This window comes from Rhodococcus sp. PD04, assembly GCF_035918275.1.
GTDB classification, from domain to species: Bacteria; Actinomycetota; Actinomycetes; order Mycobacteriales; family Mycobacteriaceae; genus Rhodococcus; species Rhodococcus rhodochrous.
Genome location: NZ_CP142144.1, coordinates 160,802 through 184,033, shown reverse-complemented (window position 1 = coordinate 184,033; position 23,232 = coordinate 160,802). Strand labels below are relative to the sequence as shown.

The window sequence follows — 23,232 nt, the reverse complement described above, 5'->3', positions numbered from 1 at the left end:
AGGTGAATACCGATACACGTGTGGATGCGCGCCGCGCCGGGGCTGATCACAAGGAGGAGGAATCTCGATGTCCGGCTACCTGTCTCAAAAAGTCGACGACCTGAACTCGGGGCACGTCGCACGACCGGCCCCCCGGCAGTTCGCCATGGGCCGGTGCACGTCCCCTCAACAGCTGTCCCAGAACCTGCAGCAAGCAATCCTGGGCCAGCACGAGGCAATCGCCTCGGTGGTGCGTGCCCTCACGATTGCCGCCGCCGGTATTCGCGACCCGCACCGCCCGATCGCGTCGCTGCTCTTCGTCGGCCCGACGGGTGTGGGAAAGACTGAACTGGCTCGACGGATAGCGGCCGAAGTGGCCGGAGATCCGGACAAGCTCTGTCGGATCGACATGAACTCACTTGCACAGGAGCACTACGCAGCGTCGTTGTCCGGCGCTCCCCCGGGGTACTCCGGTTCGAAGGAGCAGTTCACTCTTTTCGACCGGGAACTGGTCGAAGGCAACATCTCCAGACCCGGAATCGTCCTGTTCGACGAGGTGGAGAAGGCCCACAAGACCGTCTTGCGGTCACTGCTGCAAATTCTCGACACCGGTGTCCTCACCCTCGCCTCGGGAACGTCGAGCATTTCGTTCCGAAACTCGATCATCCTCCTCACCTCGAATCTCGGATCCCATGAGCTGGCCCGACAAGCACGCGCCGACTCCACGACCATGCGCAATGTATGGAATACGGTGAAAAGCGCAGCCGGCATCGGTCTCGCTACGGACCACGACCCTGTCATGGACGCGGTGGAAAACTTCTTCGACCCCGAGTTGTTCAACCGCTTCGACGAGATCGTCAAGTTCCGTCCGCTGGGCCGAGACGAGTCCCGGATGATCGTCGACCACGAGCTTGTGCGTCTGCGGACACAATTGCTCAAGAACGGTATCGAATGGGAACCCGACGACACCATCTGCGGGTTCTTGACGGACAAAGGATTCGACCCCGTCTACGGTGCGCGTAATCTCAAGAGGGTTGTGCGCACGCAGCTGCATGCACCCATCGCCGACCTCGTCGTCAACTCGGACCTGCAGGACCGACCCTTCCGGATCGCAACCTCGGTCCACCGCGAAACAATCATCGCCGTCAAGTGCAGGAACGACGCGTTCTGACCTCGGAGCGGGGCCATACCACCCTGATCGGCTCCTCTCGACACCGCAGGGCCTGTCACCTCACCGCCCGGCGCGATCCCTCGGTTCCACAGTTCGAGCAGCGACTGCACATAGACGGTCCATGACCGAGCCGATCTGGTAGTAGCGAGGATCAGATCCCTGATCGGCATACCCCGGCCCGCCCAGATATCGGCAACTCGGGCGCGAGTACTCATATTCTTCCGAAAGGAGCCTGTAGACATGCACATCGCGGAAGGATTTCTACCGCCTCTACAAGCGGCAGCATGGACGGCAGCAGCCGCACCCTTCGTTGTTCACGGTGCCACAGCGGTGGTGCGCCAAGTACGGGAGAAACCCGAAACGCGCCTACTCCTCGGTGCAGCCGGAGCCTTCACCTTTGTTCTTTCGGCCGTCAAACTACCGTCGGTGACAGGAAGCTCGAGCCATCCCACCGGCACGGGCCTCGGGGCCGTGCTCTTCCGGCCCCCGGTGATGGCATTGATGGGCACCGTAGTGCTGCTCTTCCAAGCACTCCTGCTCGCTCACGGTGGTCTCACCACCCTCGGCGCCAACGTCTTCTCCATGGCGATCATCGGCCCCTGGGTGGGATACGGCGCATGGCGCGGGCTCCGCACCCTCAATGCTCCTGTCAGCGTCGGCATCTTCGCCGCGATGTTCTGCGCCGACCTCGCCACCTATTGCACGACCTCACTGCAGCTGGCCATCGCATTTCCCGACGCAACCAGCGGAATCGGAGGTTCGTTGGTGAAGTTCCTCTCGGTATTCGCGCTCACACAGATCCCGCTCGCAGTTATCGAAGGACTGCTCGGCGTCCTGGTCTTCCGCACACTGCGCAGGATCGCCGGCCCGGAACTCGCAGGCCTGAGCGTACTGACGCGCCGCAACCGGGCAGAAGCCCAGCCCCAGACGAAGGATAGTTATGTTGCGTCATAAGTCCGCCCTCACGACCGCATCACTGGTGATCGCGATCGCCCTCATCTTCGTCGCCTCGATCTGGCTCAACCGTGATCTGGACGAGGACGCGAGTTTCGTCGGTACCGACACCGCCGCGACCGAATACATCGAAGACGCCAACCCCGAGTACCAACCCTGGTTCTCCCCGGTGTTCACCCCCGGATCGGGGGAGATCGAGTCGGGCCTGTTCGCCGTGCAGGCCGCCGTCGGGGCTGCGGTGTTCGGCTTCGCTGTCGGCGCACTATGGCAACGCCGGCGCACCGAATCGGGGCCGTCTGCGACATCTCCGGCGCCGACGGCCGCCACAGCAGAGGATTGATCATCACACCAGCGATGCCCCCACCGAAGGGAACGCAATGTCCTCGAGCGCAGCACGAATCGACACAGTCGCCTGGCGAAGCCCGTGGCGGCAGAAAACCGTCGCCGAAAAAGCGGTGCTGTACGGCGGGGTCGCCACACTTGCAGTGGTGCTACCGCCCTGGCCGACCATTCCACTGCTGCTGGCACTGTGCCTGGCAACGACCCGGCCGGCCGGCATCCGAACAGGACACGTGCTGCGCTGCGCCCGCGGACCCGCGGCGTTCATCGTCATTGCGGCCGCGTCGACGATGCTCACGGTGGACTTGAACAACTGGGACCTGTCTGTGTCCGAAGAAGGAATCGTGCAGGCAGCCGCACTGAGTGCCCGGGCAATGACCGCATCCATCGCGATGCTGATGTTCGCTTCGACGACGCCACTGACCACGGTGATGGCATCGCTCCGACGACTCGGAGTGCCGGGACCCTGCATCGACGTGGTCACCGTTATGTACCGACTCGTATTCGTTCTCCTCGAATCGATCTCGGTGATCCGACAAGCCCAGACCTCGCGCCTCGGATACTCGACTCCCAGACGCACCCTCACTTCGGCGGGCCTGCTCACCGCAGCCGTGCTCACACGAGCCTGGACACAGGCACGCCGATTGGAGATGGGGCTTGCAGGACGTGACTTCGGTATTTCGATGCCGACGCTGGATACACCGGCGGTGAACTGGCGTTTCATCGGCGCCTGTGTGGTGACGTTCAGCGCGATTGCCGGAGCGTCCCTCCTGGAAGGAACATTGCTGTGAGCCATCTATCGTTGTGCGCCAAGGGAATATCCTATTCCTATCCCTCCGGCACCGAACCTCTCGCCGGCGCCACGATCGACATCCCACCCGCGTCTCGGGTGGCGATCCTGGGTGCCAACGGTTCAGGGAAGACGACACTCCTGAAGATTCTCGCCGGCTCGCTCGAACCTACCAGCGGCACCGTCGAAGTCGACGGTATACCGCTTCGGCACACCCGACACGGACTACGCCGGCACAGGCAGGACGTTCAACTCGTGCTGCAAGATCCCGACGACCAACTGTTCTCGGCTGATGTTGTCCATGACGTGGCGTTCGGACCGGCCAATCTCGGCTTGAACGGGTCAGAAATAAGCGAACGGGTCGCCGAGGCGCTTGATCTGCTGTCTATCGAACCGCTCGCCAGCCGACCGACGCACGAACTGTCCTACGGAGAGCGCAAACGCGTGACCATTGCAGGCGCGATGGCTATGCGCCCCTGCGTGCTGCTGCTCGATGAGCCAACAGCCGGTCTTGACCCAGCAGGAGTCGAGGAAATGTTCCAAGCACTCGACAAGCTCGAAAAAAACCACACCACAGTCGTTTTGTCGACTCATGACACCGCCCTGGCCTACGAATGGGCCGACTCCGTAGCCGTGGTACACGGAGGCGCCGTTCGGCAAGGACCCCCCGATGAGATACTGCGCGATGGCAACGTCATGACCGCGGCACGGCTGCGGCCCCCCTGGCTGATCGAGCTATGGGACCGTCTACACGCACGCGAGGTGGAACTACCCCGCTCCGTGCCACGAAACACCGACGAATGCGCACAGCACATCGCCGAACTACTACAGTCGCGCAACACCGCCTGGCAGCTGCAGTTCACACCGGAGGGGGCAGGGCCTGTCAGTTCTCCGGTGGATCCGGTTCTGGCGCATAGGTTTAGTTCTCACTCGGGGTGATCCGGCCCTCCAACGTGATAGCGAAAGCGTTCAGTGCCGGCTTCCACCTCGTTGCCCATCGTGCTCTTCCCTTCCCTGTCGGGTCCAGCGCTCGGGTCGCCAACTCTCGGGTCGCCAAATACAGACACTTCAACGCGGCCTGTTCGTAGGGGAAATGCCCGCGGGCCCGGATCGCCCGGCGGTATCGCGCGTTGATGCTCTCGATCGCGTTGGTACTGCAGATCACGCGTCTGATCTCCGGGTCGTAATCGAGGAACGGCACGAATTCGCTCCAGGCGTTGCGCCACAACCGGGTGATCGCCGGATAGCGCGGACCCCATTTGACGGTGAACTCGTCGAACCGCTCGCTGGCCTCGCCTCGGTAGCTGCCGTGGGGGCACCTCCCTGCACGTAGTGCTCGGGGGAGAGATCGGCCGCAGATCCCGGCTCATCTCGTCCCAGTACCTGCGTGACGCGTAACGGAAGGTGTTGCGCAGCAGATGGATCACACACGTCTGGACGATCGCATGCTCCCACACGGTGGTGATGGCCTCGGGTAGGCCCTTGAGTCCGTCACACACCACGATGCACACGTCGCCGGTGCCGCGGTTCTTGATCTCGGTCAGGACGGCGAGCCGGAACTTCGCGCCCTCACCGCCGTCGCCGGCCTACAGTCCGATGATGTCGCGATGCCCGTCGACGGTCACGCCGATCGCCACATAGACCGGCCGGTTGGTGACCTGTCCGTCGCGAACCTTGATGGGGATCGCATCGATGAACTTCCGCCGGATACACCGGATCGAGCGGCCGGACGGACCACTCCGTCATTTCGGCAAGAACCTTGTCGGTGGGGGTACCTCCCTGCACGCAGTGCTCGGGGGAATCTTGCTGATCGTCTCCTTCGACACCGTCGCGCCGTAGACGTCGTCGAAGTGGGCGGCGATCTCGCCGGTAGTCAACCGAGTAGGACCGTTCCCGGCCCGCGCATCCCGTGCGTGTTGGAAGCGGGCATCGAGCGTATCTATGCGGGGCGGTGAAGTTGCGGCACACCCCCGGGGTGATCCCTCCTTCTGTATGTCGTTACAGATCCAGTTCACGAAGCGGCGCAATGTAGGCCGAAGACGAAGCGGCAACGAGAGGTGTTCCGCCCGGATGAACGTGGCGATGTACCCGCATGCTTTGACGACAACGACCGCAGGAGGGAAGACCGATACGTGAATGTTGATCGTCCTCATCTACGAGATGTCGTTTGTGAGTAGCGGTGCATTCCGCCTTTGCATCTTGGCCAGATCACATCGTCCTCGATGTGTCTGGCACGTTTGTCCGCCATCAGTGCCCGGTCGCTGGCTGGGTTCAGAGCAGTTGATGGAAGATGTCGAAGGTGACGTTCCATTCGGCGGTCCCGGGTTTTTGCGGTCCGGCTGGACAGTGACGAAAGTGCGCGCCAGCGCCACGCTCAAGCCTCCGGCAATCAGCGGCAACCTCTGCTCGGTTTTCTCGGAGAGGGCTACGTCCAAGGGCGGTTGGGCCGCCAGTTGGTCGAGCAGAGGTTGTAGTTCGATCTCCTCGTCCAGCTTCTCGAATCGGTCGATGCTCTCCTGCAGCCCCTTGGTGATCGGCAGGTCCCACGGTTCGATCACGTCCCGAAGGTTTGCCTTTGCCGAGGCCTTACCGATGAGGATCACGTCGTAGATCTTGTCGTCGATGAAATCTGTATAGCGTTTGAGATCGTTCCGGTCGACGTGCAGTCCAGCCGCTGCCCGGAAGAACCGCTGGAATTTTGCAGTGCCCATCACTGGCATGTCGTCAGCTCCTCTCGAAGTATTCATGGATTTGTCGTACCGCCATCGCTCCTTCACCGACAGCGGATGCGACCCGTTTTACCGAGCCGCTGCGGACGTCACCCGCTGCGAACAGGCCGGCCCGGCTTGTTTCGAGTGTTCTCGACGGCGGGGCGCCGAGTCTCTGGTTGCCGTCCTCACGGGCGGGGACGGCGTCCACGCCCGTGAGGACGAAGCCGTGGTCGTCGAGCGCGATCGCGTCGGTCAGCCACCCGGTATGCGGCGTCGCCCCGATGAAGACGAACAGAGCGTGCACCCGGATCCTGGCCTTGTCGCCCGTGCAATTGTCCTCGATTGCAATCTCTTCGAGGTACTTGTCGCCGTGGACCTCACGAATCTCGGCATTTCGGTGCACGGTCACGCGCGGATGGCGTTCGATCTGGTCGACGAGATACCGGGACATACTTTTTCCGAGGTCGTGGCCGCGGATGAGGAGGTGAACGTGGGAAACATGGTCTGCGAGGAAGACGGTGGCCTGGCCGGCGGAGTTTCCGCCGCCGACGATGGCTACAGGGTCGGTGCCGCACAGACGCGCTTCCTGATTGGTTGCGGCGTAATACACGCTTCTCCCCTCCAGCGCCTCGATTCCCGGAACCTCCAACTTGCGATATCGCGCCCCGGTGGCGAGCACGACCGCCCGGGCGCGGATCTCGCCGCCGTCCGCCAGCTGGAGCACATGGTGCCCGCCGTCGGATCCCAAACCGGTCACCTCCGCCGATACTAGAAGGCGGGTACCGAACTTCCCGGCCTGAATCACGGCCCGCTCCGCCAATTCGGCACCGGAGATCCCCGCCGGAAAACCCAGGTAGTTCTCGATCCGGGAGGAGGTGCTAGCCTGCCCACCTGCGGCGATCGACTCCAGTGTCACCGTGTTCAACCCGTCGGATGAGCCGTACACGGACGCGGCCAGACCCGCCGGTCCGGCACCTACGACGACGAGGTCGCACACGTCGTGCGCTGCGTCCGGGACCGGAAGCCCGACGATGCGGGCGAGTTCGGCGTTCGTCGGATTGCGCAGCACCTTCTCGCCGTGCCAGATCACGACGGGAGTGTCCTCTGGGGTGACACCCAGGCTTTGCAGCAGTTGCTCCGCCCGTTCGTCTTGCTCCAGATCGATCCATTTGTGGGGCAGCCGGTTGCGCATCGCGAACTCGCGAAGCCGCAACGTGTCCGGGGAATAGCAGGAGCCGATGATTCGGAACCCCGAACCGAGCCCGATCAGTAGGTGACGGCGCACCAGGTAGGCCCGCAGGATCAGATCGCTGAGCACGAGGTCGTGGGCGACGAGCTCGCGCACCCGCTCGGCTGGGACGACGAGCACCTCGCCGTCTTCGATCGCCTCGGCGGTGAAGAACGCCACCTGGTCTTCCAGCAGTCCGAGCTCGCCCAGGAATCGGCCCGGACCGTGCAGGCGCAATATCCGACGCTCACCGTCCTCGGCGCCCTCGTCGATGATCGCGACCTTGCCGGAAAGGATGACGAAGAAGTCGCTGCTGCGGGTGCCCGCTCGGATCAGCACCTCGCCGGCGTGAACCGATCGACGTGTGCCTCCGGTCTCGAGCGTCGCTACCTGGGCGTCCGTCAACCGCGGGAATGCCCCGACTGCATCCGGAGTCTCGTCGTCGACGGGCTGACCGTCGCCGAGGCGTGTGGCGTCCTCAGACGAAATTCTGGTCGACATAACACCAGCGCCAATCTTCACCGGGTTCCATCGACTGGACGATCGGATGGCCAAGGGCGTGAGCGTGTGCGCTCGCGTGCTTGCCCGGCGAGGAGTCGCAGCAACCGACGTGTCCGCACGTCAGGCACAGCCTCAGATGTACCCACGGGGTGCCGAGGCGAAGACATTCCTCGCAACCTTGTGGAGTGCGGGGCGCCACGGCCCGGATCGCGATCACATGTGGGTCCGCGTGGGCAAAAGTCATGAGTTCGCCTCCTTACCTGCCTTTTCCGAGAGCGCCTGATCGAGCCATGTGCGCAACACCGGTACCGGAGCGGCGCCCGCCTGACGAGCGAGTACCTCACCGCGGTCCATCACCAGCAGCGTCGGAACGGCACGGACGGTGAAACGTTCGGCCGTTTGGGGTGCAGCATCCACGTCAACCTTGACGAGCTTGATCTGGCCTGCGCGTTCTGTGGCGAGCTGCTCGAGCGCAGGGCTGACCATTCGGCACGGAGCGCACCACGTCGCCCAGAGGTCAACGAGTACAGGCACCGAGGATTTCTCGGCGACCTCCGCGAAGTCGCCGTCCCCTGCCGAGGCGATCCAGGGCAGCGGCTCGTGGCAATTTCCGCAGCGGGGTCTCCCGTTCCCGGCCGCTGGCACCCTGTTGACCTTGCCGCAGTGTGGGCACTTCACTTTGTCGGATCCCATGACGACACCTCTTCTCAGGCCGCCGCGATGGCGGGTTCCGCATATGCGACGGAGAGTTCGCCGTCATCGACCGTGACATCGATGGTGCCGCCCGGTTCGATTTCGCCGCGCAACAGCGCACGTCCGATCCTGGTTTCGACCTCATGGGCGATATACCTGCGCAGGGGTCGTGCACCGTAGACCGGGTCGAAGCCGTGTTCGGCAATGAGCCGGCGTGCTTCCGGTGTGATGTTCAAGTGTATCTGTCTCTCTGACAATCTATTCCGCAGATCGGTGAGTTGTAGCTCGACGATATGCTCGATCTGGGGCAGCGTGAGCGGGGTGAACAACACGATGTCGTCGATCCGGTTGAGGAACTCGGGACGGAAGTGCCCGCGCAGTTCCGCCAGCACCCGCGCCCGGGCGTCCGGCTTGATCTCGCCGTCCGCTGTGACTCCGTCGAGGAGATGCTGGGATCCGATGTTCGAGGTCATGATGATCACCGTGTTCCGGAAATCGACCTGCCTGCCTTGAGAATCGGTGATCCGGCCGTCGTCGAGCACCTGTAGAAGGGTGTTGAAGACGTCGGCGTGGGCCTTCTCGATCTCGTCGAAGAGCACCACGGAGTACGGCTTGCGACGTACCGCCTCAGTGAGCTGGCCCCCCTCGTCATACCCGACGTACCCGGGGGGTGCACCGATGAGTCTGCTCACCGTGTGCCGTTCCTGGTACTCGCTCATATCCAGGCGCACCATGTTGTCTTCGCTGTCGAAGAGGGCACTGGCCAGCGTCTTTGCGAGTTCGGTCTTCCCCACACCTGTTGGACCCAGGAAGATGAACGAACCGATCGGCCGGCGTGGATCGCGGATACCCGACCTTGCTCTGATTACCGCGTCTGCGACTAGTTGTACCGCCTCGTCCTGACCGATGACTCTCTCGTGCAGGATCTCGTCGAGCTTCAACAGTTTCTCCCGCTCACCTTCTTGCAGTCGAGCGACCGGGATACCCGTCCATGCGGCCACGATTTCTGCGATCTCGTCTTCGGTGACCACCTCGCGCAGCAACGGATTGCGGCCTTGCCTGGTGGCCAGTTGCTCCTCCGCCGCCTTGAGTTTGCGTTCGAGTTCGGTGATCTCGCCGTATCGCAGCTCGGCGGCCCGATTGAGGTCGTAATTGCGTTCGGCCTCCTCGGCTTCGTGGCGCAAGCGTTCCAGCTCTCCCCGTAGCTCCTGCACCCGCCGGATCGCTTGGCGCTCTGCCTCCCACTGAGCGTGCCGGGCGTCGGTCTCGGCCCGCAGATCGGCCAGTTCCTTACACAATTCCTCGAGGCGTGTCTTGCTGGCCGCGTCCGTTTCCTTGGCCAGGGCGGCCTCTTCGATCTCCAGCCGGGTCACTTTTCGGGTGAGTTCGTCGAGTTCGGCTGGCATCGAGTCGATTTCGGTGCGTAGCCGGGCGCACGCTTCGTCTACCAGGTCGATCGCTTTGTCCGGAAGGAAACGGTCGGTGATGTACCGGTGCGAGAGGGTTACGGCGGCCACCAGTGCGCCGTCCTGGATCTTCACGCCGTGAAACACCTCGAGGCGTTCTCGAAGTCCGCGCAGAATCGAGATTGCGTCCTCGGCACTGGGTTCGTCGACGAGAACGGTCTGGAATCGACGTTCCAATGCTGCATCGGATTCGATGTGTTTGCGATACTCGTCGAGAGTGGTGGCACCGATCATGTGCAGTTCGCCGCGGGCGAGCATCGGTTTGAGCATGTTGCCGGCGTCGAGAGATCCCTCGCCGCCGACCGATCCTGCGCCGACGACGGTGTGTAACTCGTCGACGAACAACAGGATGCGCCCCTCGGCCGCTTTCACCTCGGACAGCACCGCCTGCAGCCGTTCCTCGAACTCGCCGCGGTACTTCGCGCCGGCCACCAGGGAACCCATGTCGAGCGAGAAGATCGTCTTGTCGCGTAGGCCCTCGGGCACGTCGCCGCGGACGATCCGCTGGGCGAGTCCCTCGACGATCGCGGTCTTGCCGACGCCGGGGTCGCCGATCAGCACCGGATTGTTCTTCGTTTTCCGGCTCAGGATCTGCGTTACCCTGCGGATTTCGGCGTCTCGCCCGATGACCGGATCGAGTTTGCCTGCTCGGCCCTCGGAGACGAGGTCGCGTCCGTACTTCTCGAGCGCCTCGTACGCCCCCTCCGGGGTGGCCGAGGTGACGCGCTGGTTGCCGCGCACTGTGGTCAAGGCGGCGAGGAAGGTCTCTCGTGTGACCCCATGGCTGGTGAGAACCCGTCCGGCCGCACTGGTCGACCCCTCCTCGGAGAGGGCCATCACGAGATGCTCCACCGACACGTAGGAATCCTTGAGTCGCTTTGCCTCTCGTTCGGCGGCGTCGAGCAGTTTGGCCAGGCGCTGGGTGATCATCACCTGACCGGGCGTCGCGCCGGGGCCGCTGACCTTCGGCCTACGCATGAGTGCCCGTTCCAGATCGGAGCGTAGGGCGTCGACGTTCGCACCGGCCTGCTCGAGCAGTCGCGGTACGAGCCCTTCCTGCTGATCGACCAACGCGAGCAGCAGGTGCTCTCCGTCGACCTCGGTGTGGCCCATTCTGGTCGCGATGTTCTGGGCCTCCTGCAGGGCTTCTCGTGACCTTTCAGTCAGACTGCCGGTGTCCATGGGGGTGTCTTCCTTCCGTGGGACGCTGCTTCGAGTTTCTCGATTCGATCCAGCAGATCGAGCACGAGCCCGATTGCCGAGTAGTTCAGGCCTAGACCGGTCCGCAGCCGTTGGATGCGGGCAGCGTGGGCCACTGCTGACGGTTCGAACAATATTTCGCCGCCGGGGTCGCGGCGTGCGTCGAGCAGGCCGAGAGCCACGAGTTTTCGTGCCAGGTCGGGGTGCAGCCCGGTACGTTCGGCGAAGACATCTAGCGACATTCCGGTACGGCGAACCAATATGTACTGGGTGCCCGCGGTCGGGGTGCTCATGGCTGTTTCCTCGGGTCGAAGTTCGATTCGGCGGCCAACTGTTCGAACAGCTCGCGTTCACGTGCTGTCGGTTTCGGTGGCACCATCACCTTGATTTCGGCGTAGAGGTTGCCGTTGGGGCCTCGCGGGTTGGGCATGCCTTCTCCGCGCAGGCGCAGCTTCCTACCTGTGGACGAGCCCGGTACGACTTTGACTTTCGCCTCGCCGCCGGGGGTGGGAACGGCGACCGTCGCGCCGAGGGCTGCTTCCCAGGGGGAGACGGGCAGGTCGACGTAGATGTCCCGGCCCTGTACGCGGAACCGGGAATGCGGTTTGATCCGGACCACGAGGTACAGATCCCCAGGCGGTGCGCCGCCGTTGCCTCGGCCGCCTTGCCCGGCCAGCCGGATTCTTTGGCCGTCGAGGACACCGACCGGAATGTTGACGTCGTATCGCCGTCCGTCCAGACGGAGAGTGCGTTTGCCGCCCCGGTACGCCTCTTCCAGGGTCAGTTCCAGTTCCGCTTCCTGATCGGCGCCGGGAATCGGGCCGTACGCGCCACCGCCGCCGAACATCTGTCCGAAGAGGTCCTCGAAGTCGACGCTCCCCTCGCCGCCTGCGCCGTGTCCGAAGTGCACCCTCCGGCCCCCGCCGCTGTACCTTCCGCCGCCGTACCCGCCGGCGCTTGCCCGGACCCGTTCGTCGTAGTCCTCGGGCACCCGACGGAAGTCGTCCCCGAATCGGTCGTAGCGTTTCCGGGTGTCTGGGTCGGACAACACCTGGTAGGCCTCATTGATCTCTTTGAACTTGTCTTCCGCAGTGGGGTCTTTGTTGATGTCGGGGTGATATTTGCGGGCAAGTCGGCGGTAGGCCTGCTGGATTTCGTCGGTGTCGGCGCTGCGCGGGACCCCGAGCGCTTCGTAGTAGTCACGCGCCATGGCGCTCACTCCTCAGGTCGGCTGACGACCACGGTGGCGGGACGCAACTGCTGTCCGTTCTCTCCGTAACCTGGCCGCAAGACCTCGATCACGGTTCCGGAGGGAAGGTCGGGTTGGGTCACCACACTGACTACTTCGTGGAGTTCCGGGGAGAACGGCACACCGACCTCGTCGTGGCGCTCGAAGCCGAGCCGTGACAGTATCTGCACCGCTTGGTCCCGGATTGCCTTCACACCCTCGACGACGGCCTGAGGATCGCTATCCGCATGGGCCAGCGCGAGCTCCAAGTTGTCCAGGACAGGCAGCCACGCCGCCGATACTCTCGCTGTCTCCGCGGCGCGTTCACGGTCGAGATCTTTGGCATACCGCTTGCGCAGGTTGTCCAGATCTGCGAGGGCTCTGCGCCAGCGGTCCTCGAGTTGAGCCAGCTTGGCTTCAGTATCGGTGTGATCAGGCCTCGTCTCGGTCTGGTCGGTGTCAGTACGGTCGGTAGCCTGCTCGGTCGTCGAATGATCAGCAGATCTGTCCATCGGGTGCCTCAGCTCCGATCGAATTCGGCGTCGATCACGTCGTCGTCATCCGACGACGCAGCGTCTCTTCCGCCGGCCTGGTATCCGTCGCCGCCGTTTTGAACCGCTGCAAGCCCGTAGAGCAACTGCTGCAGCTCCGAGGTCAGTGGCTCTACCTCCGAGGGTGGAGCACCGTCTTTTACAGCCTTCCTCGCGTCGGCGATCAACATCTCGGCACGCGCTTTTTCGTGCGGTGGCGCACTGTCACCCAATTCGGCGAGTCGCCGTTCCACCTGGTAGGCAACCGAATCAAGGGCGTTACGTGCGTCGACCGCCTTGCGCAGCTCCTCGTCCTCACGCCGGTTCCGTTCGGCCTCGGCGAGCATGCGCTCGACCTCGCTCTGGTCGAGGTTGCCCTGTTCGCTGATCGTGATGCTCTGCTCCTTGCCGGTGTCTTTGTCACGGGCGGTGACGTTGAGAATGCCATTGGCATCGATATCGAATGTGACTTCGACCTGCGCCTCGCCGCGTGGCGCAGGTCGGATGTCTTCCAGCCGGAACCGGCCCAGCACCCGGTTATCGGCGGCGCGTTCGCGTTCGCCCTGCAGGACTACGACGTCCACAGCGGACTGATTGTCTTCCGCTGTGGAGAACACTTCACTGCGCCGGGCGGGGATCGTCGTGTTGCGCTCGATGATCTTGGTCATTACCCCGCCCTGCGTCTCGACGCCGAGGGACAGTGGGGTGACGTCGAGCAACAGCACGTCGGAGACCTCACCTTTGAGCACGCCTGCCTGGACTGCGGCACCGAGCGCCACGACCTCGTCCGGGTTGACGCCCATGTGGGGGTCCTTACCGCCGGTGAGCCGGCGAACGAGTGCCTGTACCGCCGGAATGCGTGTCGAACCACCGACCAGGATCACCTCGTGGATGTCGTTGGCGGTGATCTTGGCGTCACTCATTGCCTGCTTTACCGGACCGAGGCAGCGTTCCACCAGATCTGCCGTCAGATCCTCGAACTTCGATCGCATGATCGTGGTGGTGAGGTGTTTGGGGCCGTTCGCGTCTGCGGTGACGAAGGGCAGGTTGACCTGGGCTTGAGTTACCGAGGACAACTCGACCTTGGCCTTTTCTGCCGCCTCGAAGAGTCGTTGCAGCGCTTGTGGATCCTTGCGCAGATCGATGTTCTCCGCGCTCTGGAATTCGTCGGCGAGGTAATCCACCAGGCGCCGGTCGAAGTCGTCTCCGCCGAGGTGGGAGTCGCCGGCCGTCGAGCGAACCTCGACTACTCCCTCGCCGACATCGAGCAGGCTCACATCGAAGGTGCCGCCGCCGAGGTCGAAGACCAGTACGGTCTCGTGGGTCTGTTTGTCCATGCCGTACGCCAATGCCGCCGCGGTCGGCTCATTGATGATCCGCAGGACCTCGAGGCCGGCGATCCGGCCGGCGTCCTTGGTGGCGTTGCGCTGCGCGTCGTTGAAGTAGGCCGGAACGGTGATGACCGCTTCCTTGACCTTCTCGCCGAGGAACTTGCTGGCGTCGTCGACGAGTTTGCGCAGCACCAGGGCACTGATCTCCTCTGGTGCGTACTTCTTACCTCGCACGTCGAATCGTGCCTCACCGTTGTCGCCCGGTACGACGTCGAAGCTGACCGCTTTGGCCTCCTCGGAGATCTCGTCGTAATGACGTCCGATGAAGCGTTTCGCCGAGTAGATCGTGCCCTTCGGGTTCAGGATCGCCTGTCGTCGGGCCAGCTGACCCACCAGGCGCTCGCCGCTATCGGTGAATGCCACCACCGACGGCGTCGTCCGCGCACCCTCGACATTGGAGATCACCACTGGTTCGCCGCCTTGCCAGCTTGCGATGACCGAGTTGGTGGTGCCTAAGTCGATGCCTACCGCAGTTGCCATGATTCATTCCTTTCGATTGGTCCGGCCGGTGAGTCGGCGGACGGCTTGGTCCGCGACTTCGACGTCGGCGAGGACTTCGGAGTGCCGTGGTTGTGTAGGGACATGGTTGTAAGGACTGGGAACGGGGTGAAGTCGCGCTGGCTGCCCTGCCCTGTGATGCGTGCATGAGCAGGCCGAACAGAGCGCCGACAACGGCATCGAAGATCGGCGCGTAGAAGGTGAGATCGAGGCCTGTGCGCGGCGGCCGGCCTCGGTGGAGTAATCCGAAGATCCAGCCTATTGGTGTAGCTGTCGACGCGCCCGCGGCGCCGCGCGACGCGGCCCAGCGGTGATTCAGTGTGCCGATGACCTATTCGACCGGCTCGATGTCCCGGCGCACGATGGCTAGTTTGCCTACTGCGAAATGTTGGCCGGAGAGGTCGTCGAAGGCGTTTTCAGTTTCGGCGAAGTTGGCGAACGTTACTATTTTTGAGGGGCAGATCGGTGCGGACGTACCGTGGTAGTCCCGCCGCTGGACTCTGGCATCACCTCCCTGCCTGATGGGTGGCCGGCCAGAATATCCCCGTGTGGTGCCGCTGCCGCGGATGCCTGGGGGTTGTGCGTATGGGCAGTCCCAGTGTCATCCGATGCGGTTCGGCGGCAGGGAGGATTGCCGCGTCAGGGTTGCGTGAGTCCTGCACGTACCTGGCCTCTACCTCGGTCCGGGGCACTTTCTCAGTATCCGCCCAGAACGGTGCCTGCCGTCATGGAATGTGGAAACCGGCGCAGCGGGTTCAAGTATTGGTCGTAACCCTGCTGATTGGAGAGGAGTGTGCGAATGGGACGAAGAGAACAAAACGTGAGTCGAGTGTGAGATTCGGTAATGGGTGCTGCTGGACGGTGTTTGGGTCGATTGGCATCAGCGGGCGGTTGTGAACTGTAGCGCAACATCTTTCAGTATGACCGCGGTGGCTATGATGCGATTCGGCGCTCGCACGCGCCATGAGGCGCTTACTTTCGGTCACGCCGGGGATGTGTGTCGCGCGAAATCATCTATTAGGCGCTGTGCAACGGTGGCCGATAAGTGGTTGTGCCGCAAGTTGATTGCCAAGATTCGCATCTGACGTCCGCTGCGGCGTCGCCGACAGAGAGCCGAGGAGCGCCGGATTCGGTCCGGATCATCACCCCGTCTCAGGCTGTCGATGCGCGTCTCGCTGTGGTCGAGTCCGCTGTAGGGCAGGCGTTTGAGGGGAATGTGATCGTCGGATGGTCGGCAATCCCTTGATCGACATGTTCGTCGAGGGGTGCAGCCGTTGTGTCCCGCTGCTGCTTCTGCCGGGCGGGCGCTGCGTCGAAGGTTTGTCGAGGCGGTCGGTTCGTTCTTCGAAGCACATTCTCGGCCGTGCGCGCTGGGCTGTGACGTGGGCCAGGGCACGGAGATGGCGTGCCATGATCTGTTCGGCCATCTTTCGCCGAAGACGTCTACTTCGCGTATCCGGGCTTGCCGTGGTTGCGTGGCAGGAACGAGAACGCAAACGGATTGGTCCGGGAGTATTTCCCACGGGTACCGATCTGTCCGCTCGCGACGGCTATCGCGGAGTCGGCGTGGTCGGCGATGGCCGAATCGGCTCCGCCGATTACGTGCCATCCTTTGTCGCGGTTCGCTGTTGCACGATTTCGGGCGTTTGTTCGTCGAGTCTGTTGGGAGCGAATTGTTCCAGGATTTTACGTCCGAGCTTGTCGGTGGTGCCGTCGGTTCTGCGCGGTGGTCTTCGACGTCATCCGGGACAGGAATGACGACCTGCCCGGTGTGGACTTTACCTTTCTGTGCAGGCCGGATGGGCAGGAGATCGACGGCAGCGTCGGCGGCCCGTCCGCCTCGGCGTCGTCCTGGGGCACGATCCTCCAGGTCGTCGGTGCCGACGCGGTTGTCGCCGCGGGCCCGGGCGGCGGGGGTAGCGCGGACGATCCGATGGATATGCCGTACGGGCGGGCCGCGGAGGTCAGCGATCCGTTCGGTGCGAAGTTCATGGCGGGCTCTCCTTTGCTGGGGGTAGAGGGTCGATGCTCCCGTCGCGTTATCCGTCCGCCGTTGATGTGTGCTCGGTGGCGCGGAGGGTGATCGTGTGCCGCCGGCCGGGGTGCTTGGAGGCGGCGGCAGCGCCTCTCCTTGACGGCCCGATCTACCAGGTCGTGCGATGAACGCCCGATCGAGTTGCGCGCGCTGCTCCTGTCACGACCGACCATCGGCGTCCTGTCGAAGTGATGAGTGTCCCTGAGCGGGGCCTGCCAGGGGCAATCCGGCCCCTTTCGCGAGAGATTCTCGCCCGTGGCGGGTTTGCCTGGGTGTGTGTTAGGCGTCCGTGCGGTGAGTTTTCGCTGCATGAGGACTGGTTCGACATGCTGGGGCATGTGCGCATCGTGGTGGGGCCGATTGCGATGCTGACGGTGGTTTCCGGCTCTTGGTGCCTGTTCATACTGAAGTATGATTAGAGTATGACGACGAGGTTCACCATCAGTTTGCCGGACGAAGACGCTCGCGTCCTCGACGCGTACGTTCGCGACCACGGTTTGGGCGGCCGGTCGGCTGGGATTCGCGCCGCGCTTCGGATGCTCCGGGAGGTGGGACTCGAGCGCGATTATGCGACTGCTTTCGTCGAAGGTGGTGCCGAGGATGACGACTGGGACGTCACTTCGGCTGATAGCGAATGATCCGCCGGGGCCATGTGCACTGGGTCGATCTTGATCCGGCGCAGGGGAGTGAAGCGGCCAAGCGTCGACCCGCCGTTGTGGTGAGTAATGATCGCGCCAATGCGACGGCTGAGCGACTCGGCCGGGGGGTGGTCACCGTGGTGCCGTTGACGAGTAACACGGCGCATGCGTTCGCGTTTCAGGTTCTCGTCGAACCTGACGAATCGGGCATGCCGCGTGAGTCGAAGGCTCAAGCGGAGCAGGTTCGTTCGGTCTCGGTGCGTCGTCTCGACTCAGACCCGGTCGGGAAGCTCTCGACGAGAACGCTTGCCGCGCTTGATGAAGCTCTGCGGTTGCATCTCGATCTGCGCTGAATCGCGTCCCTGCTGTCGGTCTGAGGGTTTCACCAGATCGCGCACCCGTTGCACCTTCGCGGCATCGTGGTCAGGTCGTCGAAGGTGTCCAGAAGTTCGTCGCGGGACATCGCTCCGATGTGGCAACTGTCAAATGGTGATCAGCAGAGCGGCCTGTTCGATCATGCGCGGTCACGCCTGCCTCCACGGGTGGCTACGAACGACCTTTGTATTAGCATCATTGACATCATGATCAGCCCGTTGCCGCAAGGCGCGGGCTGATTTTCCGTTATAGGAACCTCACGGTGGAGTGCACGAAGCCCTGGCTATCTCTCGAGCAGCAGGTCGAGCAGTTGGCGAGCGGCGGAGTCGAGGTGGGCGATCGAGACCGTGCGGCTGCACTTCTGCAGGCGGTGGGCTGCTACCGGCTCACCGGCTACCTCTACCCGTTTCGGAAGTCCGAGTCGTACCTGAGCGGCGATGGTCGTACACGTATGCGTGTGTTCAGCGGTTACAGACCAGGCGCCGCCCTGCACCATGCGCAGTCGATCATCGACTTGGACCGGCACTGCGCATGCTCGTGATGGACGGCCTCGAATGCATCGAGGTCGCGGTACGGATGCAGATCGGTTACGTGCTCGGCCGCACTTCACCCTTCGCGCATGCAGACCCGGGCAGCTTCACAGAATCGTTCACGAGCGAAGATACCGATCCTGCCTCCGGAGAGCCGACACCCAGCTCTTATGCGACATGGCTGCAACGAGTCGATGAGCGGCGAGCACACTCCGACGAGTGATTCGTTGTTCATTTTCGGGAGGAATATGACGACCGGATGCCGGTCGGGGCGCTTACCGAGATTCTCGAGCGGGGCCAGCTCTCAGTCCTGTACAGAGGATTGCTCCAGCAGGACGCCGAAGAGATCGCTCTGGCGTTCGGAGTACCGACAAAGAAACTCATGGTCAGTCGGCTCGCCAGCTCGAACGTTTTGGTCATGAGTCCTCGTTGGGCGGATCGGCGGAAGACCGGAGCGGGTCGGCTCGACCGATTCGGTGGAGTCTTCCCCCTTTGCCTGCGCTCAGGGGCGAGTGCGGTGGTCATGAAATTCCTCGGGGCAAGTGGTTGACTGAGCAACGATTGGACCGTAGCGCCGAAATTGTTGACTGCCATCTAAGTGGAAGGGGTCAATGTGCGCGCGTCGCCACCCAGGGCTGAATCGCTTGCGTGTCTGCGAGTTCCGGGCTCCCGGTTTCTGCGCAGCTTCCTGCCGGGCGCCCGGGGTGCGCGGGCGCTTGCTGCCGTAGGGCCGGAATTCACTCCCCGGGGGGCGTGAGACTCTCCGGCACGCCCGATCTCGGTGTGGACAGCCCTGCAACTAGATAGTTGCGTAGTCAATTACTTCTGTTAGAGTGAGTCGCATACGTTCTCTCCAGGAAGGGCACGAGATGAGCACCGACGCTCCCGACCCCCGCCTTGCGAACATCACCGTCGCCCACGCCCCCGACCGGCACCGCTACGAACTCCGCGACGGCGACACCGTCATCGGCTTCACCCAATACCGCACCCGCAGCGGCAGCGACTCCCGGCGAGTGTTCGTCCATACCGAGGTCGACCCTGCCTACGGCGGACTCGGTCTTGCCGGCCGACTCGTGGAATTCGCGCTCGACGACGTCGCTGCCGCCGGCGATCGCATCGTCCCGGTATGCCCCTACGTTGCGAAATACCTGCGTACACACCACAACTACGACCATCTCGTCGACTGGCCGGAGGCCCGGCAATGACCACAGCCACACCCACCCGCGTCTCGATCGATAAGCAGACCCGCCCCGTCTACCGCGCGCAGGTCGCCGTCGCGGTCGCCGTCCGCGACGCAGTCGCCCATGCGGGACTCGACCGCACACTCGTCGAATTGGTCAACATCCGCATCTCCCAGATCAACGGCTGCGCCTACTGCCTCGACGTGCACACTCGCGACGCCCTCGCCGGTGGGGAATCACCGCAGCGCCTCGCTGTCCTGCCCGCCTGGCGGGAGACCGAGCTGTTCACCGACCGCGAGCGCGCCGCGCTGACCCTCGCCGAAATGGTGACGACTCTGCCGACACCCGACCTCCAGGATCGCGACTACGCCGACGCCCGCGCCCACCTCACCGACGACCAGCTCTCGGCGATCGTGTGGGTGGCCATCGCGATGAACGCGTTCAACCGCATCTCGATCCTCAGCCGGCACCGTGTCCGTCGCTGCACCTCGGACACCTAGCTGACACCCGGAATTTCATTCGACATCCAAGCGCATAAATATCCCGATACCGGCACGGCACCACCGGATGCCACGGCAGTGGTGATCAGCAACGGCAGCGACCTCGCATTTCCGGTCGAGCAGGCCCGGCTGCGGGTGCCGCGCGGGATGATCAATCCGACGAAGATCTATTTCTCGGGCCGCAGTCAGTCCTCAATGAGTCCGTACAGATCGAGAGTGCGTCGCCCCTCATCGGTGCGAATGCGTCCGCGCACACCGAAGACGGCGTCGAGTAGTTCGGGGGTCAGGACGTGCTCGGGTACGCCGGCATCGATCACTTGGCCGGCGTCGAGTACCGCTATGCGGTCGCAGTATTCGGCCGCGAGGCGTAGGTCGTGCAGGGTGACGAGCACCGCGAGGCCGTCGGCAGCAAGTGCGCGTAGGAGTTCGAGTACGCCGAGTTGATGACGTAGGTCGAGGTGGTTGGTCGGTTCATCGAGGAGCAGTACCTGCGGGTCCTGTGCGAGAGCACGGGCGATCGACACGCGCTGACGCTCGCCGCCGGACAGCTCTGTGACGTCACGGTCGGCATTCGAGGACAGAGAGACCTGATCGAGTACACGCGCGACCACGTCCTCGTCTTCTATGCGGAAGGGCTCGAGCCAGCCGCGCCGGGCGGAGCGACCGAGCCGCACGGATTCACGAACGGTGACACCACCGAAGGCCACGGGTTCCTGTGTACTGACCCCAATGGTGCGTGCCACCTGACGTCGGCGCAGGTCGCGGATGTTCTCGTCGTCGAGCAGGATCGCTCCGTCCGTCACTGACAGGGCGCGATAGCAGGTGCGCAGCAGGGTGGTCTTACCGCTGCCGTTCGGTCCGACCAGCGCGAGGACTTCGCCCGGTACGACCTCGAGATCGGCGCCATGAAGAACGGTGCGCTCTCCGAGCCGCGCCTGCACCCCGCAGGCGCGGAGCCGGGTCATCGGCCGCCCTGACGGTAACGTCGCCACAGCATGGCGATGAAGATCGGTCCTCCAATGAGTCCGGTGATGACCCCGATCGGTAGTTCGGTGGTGTTGCTCAAAGATCGAGCGAGGATGTCGGCGAGTACGAGCGCGACCGCCCCGAGTAGAGCGGCGGTGGGGACGAGGCGCGCCGCGTTGCGGCCGACGAGAAAAGCGGCCAGATGGGGGACGAGCAGACCTACGAATCCGATCGTGCCCGATACTGCGACGGCTGCGGCGGCGAGTAGGGACACGGCGAGCAGGATCAAGACCCGGAATCGCGGAACGTTCATGCCGAGCGCGGTGGCTCCGTCGTCGCCGGTGAGTAGCAGATTGAGTTGGCGACTGCACAGTACGACAGCGGTTCCGACAACAAGGAGAACCAGGGTGGGCGCGATCAGGGACGTCCATCGGGCGTCGCCGAAGCCGCCTGCGAGCCATTGCATCACGGTGCCGAGCTGATGCACGTCGCCGAGGACGAGCAGGACGAAGGTGACGAGGGAGGAGAACACCATCGACAATGCGACCCCGACGAGAACGATCGCGGTCACCGAATTCGCCCGCATGCTCACCACGATGGTGACGGCAAGCGGTATGAGGGCTCCGAGGAAGGCGGCGACCGGCAGAGTGACGATTCCGACGGTGCCGGCACCGAATCCGAGGACGGTGACGGTGGCGACTCCGAAACCGGCACCCGAGGACACTCCGAGAAGGTAGGGGTCGGCAAGGGGATTGCGGGTCACTGCCTGCGCGACAACCCCCGCGACGGCCAACGCGGCGCCCACGATTGCGGCGGTCAGAGCGCGAGGTAGTCGGGACTCGAAGACGATCGCTTCCCGGGTGGCGCTCCACCACGGACGACCCCACACCGCCTCGAGGGAGACGGGGGAGATGCGGTGGGCGACGATGGCCCACACGTCGCCGGGCGGAATGGTGATCGTGCCCAGCGAGACCGCCACGACGATCACGAGAACGAGGGTTGTGGCGAGCAGCGTCAGTACCGCTCCCAGTGACCGGTGGTGATTGCTCTTCTGCGCGTTGTCGTCCGAGGTCGGCGATACACGAAGAGACGCTTCGGCGACCGTGCTCATTCGACGAAGGCTTCTGGATGGAATGCTTGCGCGATGGTTTCGACGGAGTTGACCATGCGGGAGCTTTCGAAGAAGTTGTCGAGTGGGACGACGACGAAGCGGTTGTCTCGGACGGCGGGGGTGGTCGCCATGACGGGATGATTCTGCAGGAACGCGATCTTGTCGGTGGCGCTGGTGGATCCGTAGTCGAGTACCACGATTGCTTCGGGTCGGCGTTCGCCGACGACTTCCCAACTGGTCGCGAAGTAGGGCTTGGGTCCGTCGGCCGTGATGTTCTCGAGGCCCGCGTACTCACCGATGAGATTTCCGATGCCGACCCCGCCGACGGAGAGGGGTTCTGCTTCGCCGGAGTCGTAGAAGAAGGCTCGGATCGGTTGCACCCCGGCGGCTTCGAGGCGGGCTCGATTGTCTTCGAGGCCGGAGGTGATCCGCCCGGTCAGTTCCGCTGCCGCCTCCTCGACGCCGAGGATCGTTCCGAGCTGCGTGAAGTCGTTCTCGAGCAGCTTGAGGTCCGAAAACCCTTGGCCGCAGTACTCGGAGAACAGGAAGGTCGCTATTCCGGCAGCCTTGAGGGTGTCGCGGTCGCGGCCCTGCTTGTCGTCGAATGCGCTTCGCATACCGCCGACGACGAGGTCGGGTTCGAGGTCGAGGATCTGTTCGGAGGTGGGATACTCCTGTGCGAGCGACGGGATGGTGCGGTACTGCTCTACGGTCTCGGGTAAAGGATCGAGTTGTTCGCCGTAACCCATACCGACAATGCGGTCACCGACGCCCATCTGGATCAGTGTTTCGGTGACGTGGTCGTTCATCGAAATGATGCGCTGCGGCGGGGTATCGAAGGTGGCAGTGCGCTCGCAGTTCGTGACGGTCACCGGTTCGGCGAACGATTCGGCGGCTTCGACCTCCGTCATGCCCGTTCCACGGGAACAACCGACCAGCACCAGAGCTGCGGTCGCCATCGATGTGAACGCGATCATGTGGCGTCGGAACGGGCGGTGGTGGACGAACATGACACCTCGTGCTCTGCTCGGGGTGGTCTGCCAACCGGGACCCACCACGACAGCAGGCACCGAAGGGTGCACGAACTGCCCTGCTGGACTCCGTCTCGCAGACCACGGCGATGTATCGGAGTCGCAGACCCCCAGGCAGGTATTCGGGCTCACCGCCGAGATCGACGGTCTACCGTTGCGGGTCAGCGCCGGACTTCGACCGGACTT

General features: G+C 63.6%; 22 protein-coding genes and 2 pseudogenes. 11 read left to right on the top strand and 13 right to left on the bottom strand.

Features of this window, described 5'->3' with window-relative positions:
- The first annotated feature begins 67 nt into the window (after window positions 1-67).
- The 5 genes from U9J23_RS25270 to U9J23_RS25250 all read left to right on the top strand — a co-directional run bounded on the left by U9J23_RS25270 (window position 68) and on the right by U9J23_RS25250 (window position 4,172).
- Window positions 68-1,150, top strand: a complete 1,083-nt coding sequence (locus U9J23_RS25270) for an AAA family ATPase (RefSeq protein ID WP_272268848.1) — start codon at window positions 68-70, stop codon at window positions 1,148-1,150.
- 240 nt (window positions 1,151-1,390) lie between these two features.
- The gene (locus U9J23_RS25265) at window positions 1,391-2,104 is read left to right on the top strand and encodes an energy-coupling factor ABC transporter permease (protein WP_272268847.1); all 714 of its coding nucleotides are present in this window, start codon (window positions 1,391-1,393) and stop codon (window positions 2,102-2,104) included.
- Entirely contained in the window at window positions 2,091-2,444 is a 354-nt protein-coding gene (locus U9J23_RS25260) for an energy-coupling factor ABC transporter substrate-binding protein (RefSeq protein WP_088899715.1), read from the top strand. Before U9J23_RS25265 ends, U9J23_RS25260 begins: the two co-directional genes overlap by 14 nt.
- A gap of 37 nt (window positions 2,445-2,481) precedes the next feature.
- Window positions 2,482-3,234, top strand: a complete 753-nt coding sequence (cbiQ, locus tag U9J23_RS25255; protein ID WP_272268846.1) for a cobalt ECF transporter T component CbiQ — start codon at window positions 2,482-2,484, stop codon at window positions 3,232-3,234.
- Window positions 3,231-4,172 carry an energy-coupling factor ABC transporter ATP-binding protein gene (locus tag U9J23_RS25250; RefSeq protein WP_272268845.1) on the top strand — a complete coding sequence of 314 codons (942 nt, stop codon included), beginning with the start codon at window positions 3,231-3,233 and terminating at the stop codon, window positions 4,170-4,172. Before cbiQ ends, U9J23_RS25250 begins: the two co-directional genes overlap by 4 nt.
- Here U9J23_RS25250 and U9J23_RS25245 read toward each other — a convergent pair.
- The 10 genes and pseudogenes from U9J23_RS25245 to dnaK form a co-directional block, all read right to left on the bottom strand.
- Window positions 4,153-5,110 (bottom strand): annotated as a pseudogene (locus U9J23_RS25245) (IS256 family transposase); the annotation flags it as partial. The gene U9J23_RS25250 and the pseudogene U9J23_RS25245 overlap by 20 nt on opposite strands.
- A 394-nt stretch (window positions 5,111-5,504) precedes the next feature.
- A pseudogene (locus U9J23_RS25240) lies at window positions 5,505-5,944 on the bottom strand (DUF1931 family protein).
- Between the two features lie 13 nt (window positions 5,945-5,957).
- Window positions 5,958-7,673, bottom strand: coding sequence for an FAD-dependent oxidoreductase (locus U9J23_RS25235; RefSeq protein ID WP_145709047.1), 1,716 nt, complete (start codon window positions 7,671-7,673; stop codon window positions 5,958-5,960).
- Window positions 7,651-7,917 (bottom strand): ubiquitin carboxyl-terminal hydrolase 14, encoded by a 267-nt coding sequence (locus U9J23_RS25230; RefSeq protein ID WP_088899721.1) that lies wholly within the window; start codon window positions 7,915-7,917, stop codon window positions 7,651-7,653. Before U9J23_RS25230 ends, U9J23_RS25235 begins: the two co-directional genes overlap by 23 nt.
- On the bottom strand, window positions 7,914-8,366 hold the full coding sequence (trxA, locus tag U9J23_RS25225) for a thioredoxin (protein ID WP_029540149.1): 453 nt from the start codon (window positions 8,364-8,366) through the stop codon (window positions 7,914-7,916). Before trxA ends, U9J23_RS25230 begins: the two co-directional genes overlap by 4 nt.
- Window positions 8,367-8,380: 14 nt before the next feature.
- Complete coding sequence (gene clpB / locus U9J23_RS25220; protein ID WP_272268843.1) at window positions 8,381-11,014, bottom strand: ATP-dependent chaperone ClpB; 2,634 nt, start codon at window positions 11,012-11,014, stop codon at window positions 8,381-8,383.
- Complete coding sequence (locus U9J23_RS25215) at window positions 10,996-11,325, bottom strand: chaperone modulator CbpM (protein ID WP_145709045.1); 330 nt, start codon at window positions 11,323-11,325, stop codon at window positions 10,996-10,998. The genes clpB and U9J23_RS25215 overlap by 19 nt, the downstream gene beginning before the upstream one ends.
- Complete coding sequence (locus U9J23_RS25210) at window positions 11,322-12,242, bottom strand: J domain-containing protein (RefSeq protein ID WP_272268842.1); 921 nt, start codon at window positions 12,240-12,242, stop codon at window positions 11,322-11,324. Before U9J23_RS25210 ends, U9J23_RS25215 begins: the two co-directional genes overlap by 4 nt.
- A gap of 5 nt (window positions 12,243-12,247) precedes the next feature.
- Window positions 12,248-12,772 carry a nucleotide exchange factor GrpE gene (locus U9J23_RS25205; RefSeq protein WP_120285125.1) on the bottom strand — a complete coding sequence of 175 codons (525 nt, stop codon included), beginning with the start codon at window positions 12,770-12,772 and terminating at the stop codon, window positions 12,248-12,250.
- 8 nt (window positions 12,773-12,780) lie between these two features.
- A complete protein-coding gene (dnaK, locus tag U9J23_RS25200; RefSeq protein ID WP_145709043.1) occupies window positions 12,781-14,661 on the bottom strand; it encodes a molecular chaperone DnaK in 1,881 nt (626 codons plus the stop codon).
- A 1,744-nt stretch (window positions 14,662-16,405) separates the two neighbouring features.
- Here dnaK and U9J23_RS25190 point away from each other — a divergent pair.
- The 6 genes from U9J23_RS25190 (at window position 16,406) to U9J23_RS25160 (ending at window position 19,938) form a co-directional block, all read left to right on the top strand.
- Window positions 16,406-16,762 (top strand): hypothetical protein, encoded by a 357-nt coding sequence (locus U9J23_RS25190; RefSeq protein WP_272268904.1) that lies wholly within the window; start codon window positions 16,406-16,408, stop codon window positions 16,760-16,762.
- Window positions 16,763-17,136: 374 nt separating this feature from the next.
- Window positions 17,137-17,352, top strand: coding sequence for a ribbon-helix-helix domain-containing protein (locus U9J23_RS25185; RefSeq protein WP_145709042.1), 216 nt, complete (start codon window positions 17,137-17,139; stop codon window positions 17,350-17,352).
- Complete coding sequence (locus U9J23_RS25180; protein WP_145709041.1) at window positions 17,349-17,705, top strand: type II toxin-antitoxin system PemK/MazF family toxin; 357 nt, start codon at window positions 17,349-17,351, stop codon at window positions 17,703-17,705. Before U9J23_RS25185 ends, U9J23_RS25180 begins: the two co-directional genes overlap by 4 nt.
- A gap of 284 nt (window positions 17,706-17,989) precedes the next feature.
- Complete coding sequence (locus tag U9J23_RS25175; protein WP_222430832.1) at window positions 17,990-18,268, top strand: hypothetical protein; 279 nt, start codon at window positions 17,990-17,992, stop codon at window positions 18,266-18,268.
- 858 nt (window positions 18,269-19,126) lie between these two features.
- A complete protein-coding gene (locus U9J23_RS25165; RefSeq protein WP_120285133.1) occupies window positions 19,127-19,462 on the top strand; it encodes a GNAT family N-acetyltransferase in 336 nt (111 codons plus the stop codon).
- Window positions 19,459-19,938, top strand: a complete 480-nt coding sequence (locus tag U9J23_RS25160; RefSeq protein ID WP_229581069.1) for a carboxymuconolactone decarboxylase family protein — start codon at window positions 19,459-19,461, stop codon at window positions 19,936-19,938. Before U9J23_RS25165 ends, U9J23_RS25160 begins: the two co-directional genes overlap by 4 nt.
- Window positions 19,939-20,123: 185 nt before the next feature.
- Here the strand turns inward: U9J23_RS25160 and U9J23_RS25155 are convergent, their stop codons facing one another.
- The 3 genes from U9J23_RS25155 to U9J23_RS25145 are packed head-to-tail and all read right to left on the bottom strand — an operon-like array spanning window position 20,124 to window position 22,992.
- Window positions 20,124-20,903 (bottom strand): ABC transporter ATP-binding protein, encoded by a 780-nt coding sequence (locus tag U9J23_RS25155; RefSeq protein ID WP_272268841.1) that lies wholly within the window; start codon window positions 20,901-20,903, stop codon window positions 20,124-20,126.
- Window positions 20,900-22,015, bottom strand: coding sequence for a FecCD family ABC transporter permease (locus U9J23_RS25150; protein WP_229583099.1), 1,116 nt, complete (start codon window positions 22,013-22,015; stop codon window positions 20,900-20,902). The genes U9J23_RS25155 and U9J23_RS25150 overlap by 4 nt, the downstream gene beginning before the upstream one ends.
- Window positions 22,012-22,992 carry an ABC transporter substrate-binding protein gene (locus U9J23_RS25145; protein ID WP_442802295.1) on the bottom strand — a complete coding sequence of 327 codons (981 nt, stop codon included), beginning with the start codon at window positions 22,990-22,992 and terminating at the stop codon, window positions 22,012-22,014. Before U9J23_RS25145 ends, U9J23_RS25150 begins: the two co-directional genes overlap by 4 nt.
- Window positions 22,993-23,232: the final 240 nt, after the last annotated feature.

What these genes read in the sequence shown, in the direction of transcription:
- dnaK (WP_145709043.1), bottom strand. Translation starts at nt 14,661, where the DNA reads ATGGCAACTGCGGTAGGCATCGACTTAGGCACCACCAACTCGGTCATC.
- trxA (WP_029540149.1), bottom strand. Translation starts at nt 8,366, where the DNA reads ATGGGATCCGACAAAGTGAAGTGCCCACACTGCGGCAAGGTCAACAGG.
- cbiQ (WP_272268846.1), top strand. Translation starts at nt 2,482, where the DNA reads ATGTCCTCGAGCGCAGCACGAATCGACACAGTCGCCTGGCGAAGCCCG.
- U9J23_RS25145 (WP_442802295.1), bottom strand. Translation starts at nt 22,992, where the DNA reads ATGATCGCGTTCACATCGATGGCGACCGCAGCTCTGGTGCTGGTCGGT.
- U9J23_RS25205 (WP_120285125.1), bottom strand. Translation starts at nt 12,772, where the DNA reads ATGGACAGATCTGCTGATCATTCGACGACCGAGCAGGCTACCGACCGT.
- U9J23_RS25160 (WP_229581069.1), top strand. Translation starts at nt 19,459, where the DNA reads ATGACCACAGCCACACCCACCCGCGTCTCGATCGATAAGCAGACCCGC.
- U9J23_RS25235 (WP_145709047.1), bottom strand. Translation starts at nt 7,673, where the DNA reads ATGTCGACCAGAATTTCGTCTGAGGACGCCACACGCCTCGGCGACGGT.
- U9J23_RS25215 (WP_145709045.1), bottom strand. Translation starts at nt 11,325, where the DNA reads ATGAGCACCCCGACCGCGGGCACCCAGTACATATTGGTTCGCCGTACC.
- U9J23_RS25230 (WP_088899721.1), bottom strand. Translation starts at nt 7,917, where the DNA reads ATGACTTTTGCCCACGCGGACCCACATGTGATCGCGATCCGGGCCGTG.
- U9J23_RS25265 (WP_272268847.1), top strand. Translation starts at nt 1,391, where the DNA reads ATGCACATCGCGGAAGGATTTCTACCGCCTCTACAAGCGGCAGCATGG.
- U9J23_RS25180 (WP_145709041.1), top strand. Translation starts at nt 17,349, where the DNA reads ATGATCCGCCGGGGCCATGTGCACTGGGTCGATCTTGATCCGGCGCAG.
- U9J23_RS25155 (WP_272268841.1), bottom strand. Translation starts at nt 20,903, where the DNA reads ATGACCCGGCTCCGCGCCTGCGGGGTGCAGGCGCGGCTCGGAGAGCGC.
- U9J23_RS25260 (WP_088899715.1), top strand. Translation starts at nt 2,091, where the DNA reads ATGTTGCGTCATAAGTCCGCCCTCACGACCGCATCACTGGTGATCGCG.
- U9J23_RS25270 (WP_272268848.1), top strand. Translation starts at nt 68, where the DNA reads ATGTCCGGCTACCTGTCTCAAAAAGTCGACGACCTGAACTCGGGGCAC.
- U9J23_RS25165 (WP_120285133.1), top strand. Translation starts at nt 19,127, where the DNA reads ATGAGCACCGACGCTCCCGACCCCCGCCTTGCGAACATCACCGTCGCC.
- U9J23_RS25185 (WP_145709042.1), top strand. Translation starts at nt 17,137, where the DNA reads ATGACGACGAGGTTCACCATCAGTTTGCCGGACGAAGACGCTCGCGTC.
- clpB (WP_272268843.1), bottom strand. Translation starts at nt 11,014, where the DNA reads ATGGACACCGGCAGTCTGACTGAAAGGTCACGAGAAGCCCTGCAGGAG.
- U9J23_RS25210 (WP_272268842.1), bottom strand. Translation starts at nt 12,242, where the DNA reads ATGGCGCGTGACTACTACGAAGCGCTCGGGGTCCCGCGCAGCGCCGAC.
- U9J23_RS25150 (WP_229583099.1), bottom strand. Translation starts at nt 22,015, where the DNA reads ATGAGCACGGTCGCCGAAGCGTCTCTTCGTGTATCGCCGACCTCGGAC.